General features: G+C 41.9%; 9 protein-coding genes. 5 read left to right on the forward strand and 4 right to left on the reverse strand.

Features of this window, described 5'->3' with window-relative positions:
* Window positions 1-41: 41 nt before the first annotated feature.
* Window positions 42-665 carry a thiol:disulfide interchange protein DsbA/DsbL gene (locus tag ACT3SX_RS04155; RefSeq protein WP_442069542.1) on the reverse strand — a complete coding sequence of 208 codons (624 nt, stop codon included), beginning with the start codon at window positions 663-665 and terminating at the stop codon, window positions 42-44.
* Window positions 666-1,257: 592 nt separating this feature from the next.
* On the opposite strand from ACT3SX_RS04155, the gene ubiG reads away from it, so the two are divergent.
* From ubiG to ACT3SX_RS04170, 3 genes are all read left to right on the forward strand, one after another.
* Window positions 1,258-2,085 (forward strand): bifunctional 2-polyprenyl-6-hydroxyphenol methylase/3-demethylubiquinol 3-O-methyltransferase UbiG, encoded by an 828-nt coding sequence (gene ubiG / locus ACT3SX_RS04160; RefSeq protein WP_442069541.1) that lies wholly within the window; start codon window positions 1,258-1,260, stop codon window positions 2,083-2,085.
* A gap of 77 nt (window positions 2,086-2,162) precedes the next feature.
* The gene (locus ACT3SX_RS04165; protein ID WP_442069540.1) at window positions 2,163-2,873 is read left to right on the forward strand and encodes an HAD family hydrolase; all 711 of its coding nucleotides are present in this window, start codon (window positions 2,163-2,165) and stop codon (window positions 2,871-2,873) included.
* 108 nt (window positions 2,874-2,981) lie between these two features.
* Complete coding sequence (locus ACT3SX_RS04170; RefSeq protein ID WP_442069539.1) at window positions 2,982-3,791, forward strand: YciK family oxidoreductase; 810 nt, start codon at window positions 2,982-2,984, stop codon at window positions 3,789-3,791.
* A gap of 88 nt (window positions 3,792-3,879) precedes the next feature.
* Here ACT3SX_RS04170 and ACT3SX_RS04175 read toward each other — a convergent pair whose 3' ends face one another.
* Both ACT3SX_RS04175 and ompR read right to left on the reverse strand, forming a co-directional pair.
* Entirely contained in the window at window positions 3,880-5,073 is a 1,194-nt protein-coding gene (locus ACT3SX_RS04175) for a CobW family GTP-binding protein (protein WP_442069538.1), read from the reverse strand.
* A gap of 121 nt (window positions 5,074-5,194) precedes the next feature.
* Window positions 5,195-5,953, reverse strand: coding sequence for an osmolarity response regulator transcription factor OmpR (gene ompR, locus ACT3SX_RS04180; protein WP_442069537.1), 759 nt, complete (start codon window positions 5,951-5,953; stop codon window positions 5,195-5,197).
* Window positions 5,954-6,333: 380 nt separating this feature from the next.
* Between ompR and ACT3SX_RS04185 the strand changes: the two genes are divergently transcribed.
* Both ACT3SX_RS04185 and ACT3SX_RS04190 read left to right on the forward strand, forming a co-directional pair.
* Window positions 6,334-8,859, forward strand: a complete 2,526-nt coding sequence (locus ACT3SX_RS04185) for a Tex family protein (protein WP_442069536.1) — start codon at window positions 6,334-6,336, stop codon at window positions 8,857-8,859.
* A 198-nt stretch (window positions 8,860-9,057) separates the two neighbouring features.
* Window positions 9,058-9,297 carry a pentapeptide repeat-containing protein gene (locus ACT3SX_RS04190; RefSeq protein WP_444761674.1) on the forward strand — a complete coding sequence of 80 codons (240 nt, stop codon included), beginning with the start codon at window positions 9,058-9,060 and terminating at the stop codon, window positions 9,295-9,297.
* 725 nt (window positions 9,298-10,022) lie between these two features.
* On the opposite strand, the gene ACT3SX_RS04195 is transcribed toward ACT3SX_RS04190, so the two are convergent.
* Window positions 10,023-11,309 (reverse strand): saccharopine dehydrogenase family protein, encoded by a 1,287-nt coding sequence (locus ACT3SX_RS04195; RefSeq protein WP_442069533.1) that lies wholly within the window; start codon window positions 11,307-11,309, stop codon window positions 10,023-10,025.

The following is an 11,309-nucleotide window of genomic DNA, read 5'->3' on the forward strand; positions in this document are numbered from 1 at the left end:
TGTGATTGGCTTTTTTTATGTCATTTAACCTAATATATCTATTATTTCTTTTTATCAGCGCGTACTTTATCAACTAAATAGTCAACGATTTTAGGTACAGTAGCATCTTGACCACTGATTACGTATTTTCCTTGTACCACGACAGTTGGTACACCTGTTATTTGATAGCGTTTGGCACCTGCTTGTGAGCGACCAATTTTTGTACCAACCGCAAACGAATTATAAAGACTGTTGAACTTCTTCTCGTCCACACCTTGTGAGGCATACCATTTGCTTAATGATTGTTGGTCAAACAGTTTTTGACCATCTTTTTGAATAGCATCAAATAGTGCATCATGAGTTTTGTCTTCAAAACCTAGTAGTTGCGCTGCATAGAACCCGCGAGCATTGGTTTCCCAAACATCATTCATTGCTGCTGGCGTTTTGAAAAATGCGACATCTTTATCTTTTGATGCAGCCCATTTTTCCATATGTGGGTTAAGCACGTTACAATGCGGGCAGCCATACCAGAAGAATTCACGAACAATGATAGCATCACCGCTAATTTTTTCTGGATTGTCTAGCACGCGATAGTCTTTTCCAGCGACATAGTCGGCAGCTTGAGCACCAGTAGTGGCGAGTCCAATAGCCATGGCCAGACCAGTCAATGTGATGAGACGTTTCATACTTTATCCTTGAGATGTAGAGACTTAGGGTGTGTTAGAGTGCTTTGATAGCTATCGTTTTAGAGTGATAAACGTATAGTGTCAATTATAATCTAACTATAATAGCGTATCGACCATGATAATGTAAAACATGTGTACTTGTGAGTCTGATTCTTAACTGAGAGTTGTAAAGCTGTTAGCTATTATTTAAGCTATATTGCTTGTTGGGGTGTGTCCTCAATTCAATCGATAGCCCTCTAAATGGGTTGAAAATGGCTAAATCTTGCCAAACGGCATCAAATAGCTGACTAATATCTCGATCTTATCTGCGCTATTTTCCTTGTTTGACGGCAATTGATCACCATTTTTAAAATGAGGACACATCCTAGGGTTTCGTCATTTGAGGCTTGGACGGTTTCAACCTATTATTGAAGGTGCACTCATTTATTATAGGCCAGAGAAAATTGGTAATCGAATATTGTAATAAGCCAGAGTGTGCGCAGATCATTCACAATCGGTGACGATGTCTTTACGACAAAGTTGCTGCTCTCATGCTAATATTAAGCACACAATTGCATACTGTATATGATAATGACAATAAAGGAAAAACGCTATGAGCTCAGCTCTACATTACTCGCCCTCTTTGAATGAGAAAGTGAAGACCCCTCTCGATGATACAAAGGCTCATGCTATAAATGTTGATCCTAGCGAAGTTGAAAAATTTAATAAATTGGCTAGCGAGTGGTGGAGCAATAGCGGTGCGTTTGCAACCTTGCATGAAATTAATCCATTGCGTCTGAATTGGATAGAAGAACATATTAAGCGCAGCTATCAAAGCGACAATGATAGCCAAACAGCTGAGACAGGTTTGGCTGGTAAAAAAGTGCTTGATGTTGGTTGTGGAGGCGGTATATTGTCAGAGTCGATGGCACGTCGTGGCGCTGATGTAACAGGTGTTGATTTGGGTACTGAAAACCTGAAAGCGGCGGCGTTACATGCAGAGCAGAGCGGCTTAGAAAATACTTTGCGCTATCAGCATATTCCAGTAGAAGATTTGGCAAAAACGCATGCCGGTCAGTTTGATGTGGTGACTTGTATGGAAATGCTGGAGCACGTACCTGATCCAAGCTCGATTGTGCAAGCGTGCTTCGATTTATTAGCACCAGGCGGTGTTTGTGTATTATCGACGATTAATAGAAACCCTAAATCATACTTATTTGCCATCGTTGGCGCAGAATATGTATTACGTTTGCTCGATCGTGGTACACATGACTATGCCAAATTTATTACTCCAGCAGAATTAGACCAAATGGCAACCATTGCAGGTTTTGTGCGTAAAGACATCATTGGACTGCATTATAATCCATTGACCAAGCGTTACTGGCTTGCGCAAAATGTCGATGTCAATTATATGATAGCGGTACAAAAGCCAATGGTTTAGACCTTTGGTATTGTGTTTGGTTGTTTTGGTGACATCATATCTTATTAACTTTGCTATTCAATTTAAGAGTATTTACTATGGCCCAATTTGTGAAAGCAGTTTTATTTGACCTTGATGGGACATTGATCGATACTGCCGCTGATTTTGTCCGTATCATCGGTAAAATGAGTCGCGAAAATAGTTGGCAAGCACCACCTGAAATGGAGATTCGTGAACAGGTTTCCGCGGGTGCCTCAGCCATGGTGCAGTTGATGCTAAGGTATAATGACCAACTTGATCTTAGTGAAGAAAGGTTGCTTGAGTTTCGTCAGCAATTTTTAGATGATTATGAAGCTGAGATATGTGTTGATAGTTGCGTGTTCGGTGCGCTTGAAGAAGTGCTTACAACGCTCGAAGAAAAGAAGGTGCCATGGGGTATTGTCACCAATAAGCCACGTTATTTGGCAGAGCAGTTACTGATGCAAATGCAGTTAGATTCGCGTTGTGCTGTTTTGGTGTGTCCTGATGATGTCTCACGTTCAAAACCTGATCCAGAGCCAATGTATGTGGCGTTAGAAAAACTTGCTATTCCTCGTGGTGCTGCTGGTTGTGTGCTCTATGTCGGTGATCATATACGTGATATTGAAGCTGGCAATGCAGCTGGCATGCCAACTATTTTGGCGGCATATGGCTATATTCCACCTGAAGATCAAAAAAGCCTAAAAAAGTGGGGCGCAGACTACATTACCGAAACTCCCGAGCAGTTAAATAAACTACTACTATCTTCTGGTAAGTTTGATTATTTATAAATAGACCCGCCGAACATCCGCATTCTTAATTAAGTCCTAGTATTTAAATGTATGAGTACTTAATTTTATTGATATTTAACTAGTAAACGATAAGCAGTGAGTAATGCCATGAGTGATAATAAGCAGCAAGCCAGTCAAAACCCTACTCAACCTTTAACTCATGATGAAATTCGTGATTTTGTACCATCTGAGAACTGTTTAGATGGTAAGAGCATTTTAGTGACAGGCGCTGGTGATGGCATTGGTCGTGTTGCTGCTTTAACTTATGCGCGTTATGGTGCAACAGTGCTGCTATTGGGTCGTACCAGTAGTAAGCTTGAGTATGTCTATGATGAGATAGAAAGCTTTGGTGGTAAGCAGCCAGCGATGTTACCGATGAATCTAGAAGGGGCCACTTATGCCGAAATGCAGCAGCTTGAAGGGTTAATCGACAAAGAAATCGGTCAACTGGATGGCGTATTGCATAACGCAGGTTTGCTTGGACAGCTGACGCCGCTTGAGATGTATGATGTAGATACTTTTGCTCAAGTGATGAAAGTCAATTTTACATCGACGTTTATGCTCACCCAAGCGTTGCTACCGCTACTAAAAGACGCAAATAATGGCTCCATTGTTTTTACCTCTAGCACAGTTGGAACACATCCTCGTGCATTTTGGGGCGCTTATGCGCTCTCAAAGCAAGCAGTAGAAGGGATGAGTGATATCTTTACTCAGGAGACTCAGAACACGACTAATCTGCGTTTTAACTGTATCAATCCTGGTGGTACTCGTACCAATATGCGGGCCCATGCTTATCCAGGTGAAAACCCTATGAGCCTCAAAACGCCAGAAGATATTATGGCAGGCTACGTTTGCTTGATGAGTGATGCGAGCATTGGCGTGCGCGGGCAAGTGGTTGAGTTACAGCCCAAAGATTAGTGGTGGTCTCTTTGGCTATGGCGTGTTCAATTTTCAGTTAATTTGTATATTGATTCCGTGTTTCAGTATATACGCTAATTATTATGAGTTATACCACCATAGCCATCAGCTCTTGATCACAGGTATCCCAATCTATAGATGTTGCTGATAATTCAGGCATGTATTCAATAGTCGTATCTTCTTTAGCTGTATTGTCAGTTTCATCTAACTGCAAAATTATCTCTATTCGACTATCAATTTGTGCACTGGCTGTACTGGTCGTCAAGCTGTCAGGAGTGAAGTTGATTTGTAGCCAGCCGTCAGCAGTATTGACAACCCCTTTGATACGTAGCCAGTTTGGTAGCTTTAACAACCAATTATGTAAGTCATCAGCTTTCAATACATAATGCGCTGGCAGTCGCCACCCTGCCAAAAGTATGTCTTGTTGTTTTTCATGATAGCGGTAGGGCTGATCGGTATCTGTGTTGATTTGATGCTCTTTGCTGTCGGTTTGAGGAGCAGACAACGGTGATGTTGATATAGCACCAATACGTGGCTGTAAGCCTATAACCGATTTTTTTGGAGGAGCGATATTTATTTTGCGTTGTTTCGAGATTATTTGACTAGAGTTGCTCAATTGATCATTCAATGCTAATAAGTAAGCATTTTTAACATCAGATGTGGCTTGTTCAGATGGTGCCCAGATAATTGTCACTTGCGAATTGAGTTTGATTATCCATTCCACTAAAGCTTGTTTGTCGCTTTCGTGCAATTGATCGTAGCGATTAATCACCAGCGCATCTGCATCACGGACATGTGCCTGAAAGCCGTCTTGGTTACGATAATTTTCTTGCTGCCATTGGCGACCACTGAGTACGGCTATCACGGCTTGCATTTTTAGTGCTGTTTGCCAATGAGGGGCACCAAGTTGATTGATCAACTCACGTGGGTGTGCAAGTCCTGTTGGTTCTATGAGCAGGCGCTGTGGATTGTGCTCACTGAGTAGTCTGCTGATCGCTATTTGTAACGGTAGCTGACTAGTACAGCAAATACAGCCACCGTTGACTTCACGAATGGCAATTTTTTGTTGTTCAAGATTACTATCTTCTGTGCTTGCTAGTAGCGCGCCATCAATACCGATTCGACCAAACTCATTGATAAGCAAAGCCCAACGCTCATCGGTAGACTTTGTTGTAAGCAATTGGTTGATCACTGTGGTTTTTCCAGCACCCAAAAACCCTGTCACCAAGGTGCAGGGTATATTTTGAAAAATAATCGGTTTTTTCACAGAAACACTCATCATATTAGCGCGTGTTTGAAAGCAATCAAATACGGTCTATATTAAAAAGAAATTATGTCAGTATGTATTTGCAACTCAATGCATGCATGTCATTTTTTAAATCATGACATGCACGGATCAAAGATTACTCACTCTTAGCAGTTTCACCTTCTGTCTCATCTGGTACAAAGACATAACCCACACCCCAAACGGTCTGAATGTAGCGTGCTTGTGAGGGATTGTCTTCGATCAGACGCCGTAAACGTGATACCTGTACGTCAATAGAGCGCTCCATTGCCCCCCATTCACGACCACGTGCAAGATTCATCAGCTTGTCACGAGTCAATGGCTCACGTGGATGCTGTACTAATGCTTTTAATACTGAAAACTCACCAGTCGTTAAGGTAACAACATTGCCGTCACGTTTAAGCGTACGGGTCGATAGATCCAGTGTCCATGGCCCAAAATCAACCACTTCAAGTTGATGACTTGGTGCACCCGGTAGTTCACGATTTTGGCGACGAAGTACGGCTTTGATACGAGCCAATAACTCTTTCGGATTAAATGGCTTCGGCAGATAATCATCTGCACCTGCTTCGAGTCCTGCAATACGGTCTGCATCGCCACCTTTAGCGGTAAGCATAATAATAGGAATGTCGCCGTTGTCTTCACGTAGGCGATTACAAATGCTGATACCGTCTTCGCCTGGCAGCATTAAATCTAATACCACTAAGGAAAACAGTTCACGCTGCATTAACTTGTCCATCTGATTACCATCGTGGGCGGTACGGACGACAAAACCGTCGTCTTCCAGAAAGCGTTGTAGCAACGAGCGTAAACGTGCATCATCATCGACGACTAAAATACGCTGAGTCAAAGTATCAGGGCTGTTATTATCAGTCATACAGGCATCCTCTTATAAAAATTATTATTAGTAGATATCATACATAAAAATCGTGTGTGAAAAGCTATCAGCAAAACAGTATCATTATCTAATTGTTGGTTAGAAGCAATATTTTCCTATAATTGAAAACTATTGTTTAATGTATCAGAACATACCGATATTTTAGTTATTGGTACTTTAGTGTATAAGATTGCACAACGAATTGCATCACTCATAAAGACAAATGCTGTATGCGTTTGTTTAACAAGGTGCTAAAACCCATGATATTCGGCATTTTTTGCTATAAAACCCCCGATAAATAACGAAAAGATAAAAAGGATTTTTATTCATGCAGCTTTTGCTATAATGCAAAACTACATTTCTCAACGATTGATACGTATATGAGTAGCACTGATACCTTAACGCCATCTCAAACCTCGACAAATGCAAAGGTTTTGGATGCAACCACACACGCGAATATTCACGACAAGCTTGCTCGCGCGCTTGGCATTAAGACTGCTCAAGTCAATGCGTTTGTCAAACTTTACGATGAAGGCGCGACTGTTCCGTTTATTGCCCGTTACCGCAAAGAAAAGACTCAGAATCTTGATGATGCACAACTACGAACGTTAGAGAAGTCTCTCAATTACGAGCGTGATATGGCCACCCGTCGCCTAAAAATTACTGAGCTGCTCAGCACGCAGGGTAATTTGACTGATGAGCTGCAGACGCGTATTGATAATGCGACGTCGAAACTTGAGCTAGAAGACATCTATCTGCCATATCGTCCGCGCCGCCGTTCACCAGCTGCCAAAGCACGAGTTGCTGGCCTTGATGTAGCTGCTCAAGCAGTGTTGACGCAAGAGATTACTCCAAAGGATGCGTTAGCAGACTATCAATTGCCATCCAGTATTACTGATGATAGCGGTAATGAAATTGAGGTTGATTTCAGTGATATCGACAAACAACTAGCAGGTGTACAGGCCATCATCGTTGACGAATGGACGCAAGCGCTAGATTTGCTAGATAACTTACGTAGTGGTTTTGCCAAAACTGCTAGTATCGTGTCTACTGTTGCTAGTGATGAAAAACGTGAAGTTGGTGAAAAATTCAAAGATTACTTTGAGCATAGTGAAAGCTTAGCGCGTCTGCCTAATCATCGTCTATTAGCGTTGTTACGTGGTCGCCAAGAAAACGTCTTAGGTCTAAAAATTGAAGGTGAAGACACTCCTTTTATTGAAAAAATTATCAGTTATTTTGATATTAATACAAAAGTGCCTGCTGATCGTTGTACATTTTTAACAGAAGCAGCTAGTAGCTTGTGGAAAGACAAATGGCGTCCGCATATAGAACATCGTTTGCTGACCGAAAAGCGTCTGACGGCTGAAGCGGATGCCATTGATGTATTTGCAAATAATCTGCAGCATTTATTAATGTCAGCGCCTGCCGGTCGCAAAGTTATTTTAGGCGTTGATCCAGGCATCCGTCATGGTGTCAAAATGGCGATTGTCGATGCGCAAGGCCATGTCATGCTAGACAGTGAAGACAAACCTGTTGTTGCTACTGTCTATCCATTTGCACCTGATAATAAGATGAGCGAGGCCAAAAAAATCATTGGTGCGCTACTAAATACTTATAACGTTGATTTGGTCGCTATCGGCAACGGTACGGCAAGTCGTGAAACAGATGCAATGATTAAAGAGATTTTGGCAGCCAATTCTGAGCTAAAAGCCAAAGCCGTTATCGTTAATGAGTCGGGTGCATCTGTCTATTCAGCCAGTGAGCTTGCCAGTGATGAGTTGGCTAATTTGGATGTCTCTGTGCGTGGCGCAGTATCTATCGCTCGTCGTTTACAAGATCCATTATCAGAGCTTGTCAAGGTTGATCCAAAAGCCATTGGTGTGGGGCAATACCAGCATGACGTGAACCAAACTCAATTGGCAGATAGTCTAGATAAAGTAACACAAGATAGTGTAAACTCTGTTGGTGTCGATGTGAATACGGCGAGCCCCGCTATCTTGGCACATATCGCGGGTCTGAATCGTAATGTCGCTCAGCAAATCGTCACCTACCGTAAAGAAAACGGTGCGTTTGACAGTCGTGAATCATTGAAAAATGTCCCACGCTTGGGTGCTAAGACTTTTGAACAAGCAGCGGGCTTCTTGCGTATCCATGATGGTAGCAATCCACTTGATGCCACTGGTGTGCATCCAGAAAGCTATGCATTGGTTGAGAGCTTACTTGCGCAAACTGGTAAAGCCTTGCCAGAAATCATCGGTAACGATGGAATACTCAATACTATCGATACCACTGCAGTTGCTGCTAACGATGAAAATATCAGCATAAAAGCAATCTTAGATGAACTTGCTAAACCAGCACGTGATCCACGTCCCGAGTTTAAGACAGCCAGTTTCCGTGATGACGTAAATAGCATCAAAGATCTAGAAGAAGGCATGCAGCTTGAAGGTGTCGTGACTAACGTTACAGCCTTTGGTTGTTTTGTTGATGTTGGTGTTCACCAAGATGGTTTGGTTCATATCTCACAAATGGCCAATGATTTCGTCGCTGATCCGATGAATCGTGTGAAGCCAGGTGATATTGTCTCAGTACGTGTCATCTCTATTGATGAGAAGCGTGGTCGTATTGGCTTTAGTATGAAACCTGAGTCTGAAAAACCAGCACGTTCAGCAGCTAAACCTACTGCCAAAGATATTGGTTCTGATGACAAAACCAATCGTTCACGTAATAGTCGCCCAAAATCTGCTGACAAGCGATCAAGCAAGCCACGTGGCGATCGTCAGGATAAAGGAAGCGCTAGTAGTAATCGTAGCAAGGCACCAAGATCTGAGAAAACTGAGACACCTAGTAAAATGGGTACATTTGGTGCGTTACTGCAAGAAGCAGGTGTGACTAAAACCAAGAAATAAAAAATTGTAAATTATTTGCAAAATAAAAAAGGCAGCCATTAGGCTGCCTTTTTTATGTTTTGTATCCTATTCTGAAAAAGCTACTGATAAAAACCAATCATCAATAGCCGAATACTTAATTATCTAATGACTGATTACATACCTAGCTGTTGCATGTCTGGTTGTTGCATGTCTGGTTGTTGCATGTCTGGTTGTTGCATGTCTGGTTGCTGCATATCTGGTTGCTGCATATCTGGCTGTTGCATGTCTGGTTGTTGCATATCTGGCTGTTGCATATCTGGCTGTTGCATGTCTGGCTGTTGCATATCTGGCTGTTGCATATCTGGCTGTTGCATATCTGGCTGTTGCATATCTGGCTGTTGCATATCTGGCTGTTGCATGTCTGGTTGTTGCATGTCTGGTTGTTGCATGCCTGGCTGTGGCATTTCTTCTACTTGAGCTATGTTTGCATTACCATTGGTTCTTGCAATTGAAATAGTTTGAGTCTCACTGATTTGAAAAGGGCTAGATTCAACTGAGTTTAGCCCGCTTTCGGCATTTTCAACGTCAGATTGCACTGCGCTATCAGCCATTGCTGTTTGCACGTCTGCTGGTGTGGTATCTGCAGGAGCTGCCATTGCCAAGCTTGGGATAGTAAGCGCTGCACTGATAAGTATTGCTAAAGTACGTTTTTGCATGGGTTGGTTCCTTGGTTTACAGATTTTGTATATTAATTTAAAGAAATATTTAATTTAACCAGTATCTAATGCTGCTGCACATAGACTTAGTATGTTGATAAAATATATATTTAGCCCATTTAAAGGACTATTGATTGATTTGGAGGCATGTTCTAATAAGATGCAGATAAAATAAAATCATGATAACCATCATACTGACTATCATGATTGCATAGGATAAAGGTCTTATTAATTAACTAATAACCAAACATAAATTCTGAAATGCAGAATAGCAATTAAGCTCTTGATGGTTCAGTGGTACATAAGTGGTACATGAATTAATATTCTAACAGCTTAATGTTTTCATGTGACATTGTGAAATCAATGTATTCATATTGTTACATATTAAAGTCTGTTAAACATTTATGAATAGTCTCTGTCAGTACCGTGATAGAGAGAATATCAATGTACCAATGATGGTTATATGCGTTTGAGATAAGTCGACTATTAGTCATTAATGACCTCGAAGCTAAGTCCTGCATACTTCTCTAAGCGTGCTAACAGATGCTCACCCATTGCAGATGCTGGTGTCCAAAACCCACCACCAACAGTTTCTTTACTGATATCTTGTGCCAAACACAGTGCTGCTTGAGCTAGCATACGTGAGGTACTGCCGTAGCCAGGGTCTTTATCCCCCGTTACTTTGGTGTTAATAGTCTGTTTTTTTGCGGTTTTTCCAAAAAAGCGAATATCATAATAGCCATTTTTTTGCTCTTCTTCAGACGGACCAGATCCTGATTTGGGCAATACATGTTTAGATAGTAACTCACGGCTCGGGGTGATCATCATAGCGGTGGAAAATCCAAACAAGCCTGCACTCAAGGCGTAGCTCGATAGTTGACCTTTCACACCATCTTGCATCCACATGGCTTCATCGTATTTAAAATCACGTCCATATTCATAACCAAGTAATTGGTTGCTGTGGTGCACAATACGAGTATTAATACTGGCCATCACAAAGGGGGCTAGCCAACGTTTGTGCTCATTATCGTATTCTGGCTTGCTGATGTTATCTTGGCGTACCCGTGGTGCATCTGTGTCATTGTTGAGTAGATAGGGGTTTGCTACCTGCTCACGACGAGCTTTACTCTTTCCTGCTTCTTCAAAGATAGTTGCCATTGATGCAATCGTCCCACCTGATAGGCCGCCTTTTGCGGCTTTTACGCGCATGTGAATGACATGGCAAGTATCACCGAAACTTTCTTCTGCTTTGGTCTGGGTAAAGTAGACGCCCAAGTCTGATGGAATAGAGTCAAAGCCACATGAGTTAATGATACGAGCGCCGCTCTGCTCGGCTGCATCTTGATATTTATCCATCATATCTTTGATAAAAATGGCTTCACCAGTGAGATCGACATAATCGGTACCATTGGCGGTACAAGCCTTAATTAAAGGCTCACCGTATTTGAGATAAGGGCCGACGGTTGAAATAATGACTTGCGTTTGTGTGGTCATGTTATTCAGGCTAGCGTCATCGTTGCTGTTAGCAATAATAATATCTACCTTACTTGTCAGCTCAGATTGTAATTCATTGAGCTTTGTCTCATCACGACCTGCTATTGCCCATGTGATTTGCGTACCATGGTCGTCCTTTTCGTTAGACAAAAAATCTGCTAAATAGTGAGCTGTGATTTTTCCTACAAAACTGGTGGCACCATACAAGACAACTGCATAAGGGCGGTTTTTAATAAAATTATGTTTGGTATTGTTTTTAGTGTCGGTATTGTTATCCAT

Source organism: Psychrobacter sp. AOP31-B2-9, assembly GCF_052378005.1.
GTDB lineage: Bacteria > Pseudomonadota > Gammaproteobacteria > Pseudomonadales > Moraxellaceae > Psychrobacter.

What these genes read in the sequence shown, in the direction of transcription:
- ACT3SX_RS04175 (WP_442069538.1), bottom strand. Translation starts at nt 5,073, where the DNA reads ATGATGAGTGTTTCTGTGAAAAAACCGATTATTTTTCAAAATATACCC.
- ACT3SX_RS04185 (WP_442069536.1), top strand. Translation starts at nt 6,334, where the DNA reads ATGAGTAGCACTGATACCTTAACGCCATCTCAAACCTCGACAAATGCA.
- ACT3SX_RS04155 (WP_442069542.1), bottom strand. Translation starts at nt 665, where the DNA reads ATGAAACGTCTCATCACATTGACTGGTCTGGCCATGGCTATTGGACTC.
- ACT3SX_RS04195 (WP_442069533.1), bottom strand. Translation starts at nt 11,309, where the DNA reads ATGGATAACAATACCGACACTAAAAACAATACCAAACATAATTTTATT.
- ACT3SX_RS04165 (WP_442069540.1), top strand. Translation starts at nt 2,163, where the DNA reads ATGGCCCAATTTGTGAAAGCAGTTTTATTTGACCTTGATGGGACATTG.
- ACT3SX_RS04170 (WP_442069539.1), top strand. Translation starts at nt 2,982, where the DNA reads ATGAGTGATAATAAGCAGCAAGCCAGTCAAAACCCTACTCAACCTTTA.
- ompR (WP_442069537.1), bottom strand. Translation starts at nt 5,953, where the DNA reads ATGACTGATAATAACAGCCCTGATACTTTGACTCAGCGTATTTTAGTC.
- ACT3SX_RS04190 (WP_444761674.1), top strand. Translation starts at nt 9,058, where the DNA reads ATGTCTGGTTGCTGCATATCTGGTTGCTGCATATCTGGCTGTTGCATG.
- ubiG (WP_442069541.1), top strand. Translation starts at nt 1,258, where the DNA reads ATGAGCTCAGCTCTACATTACTCGCCCTCTTTGAATGAGAAAGTGAAG.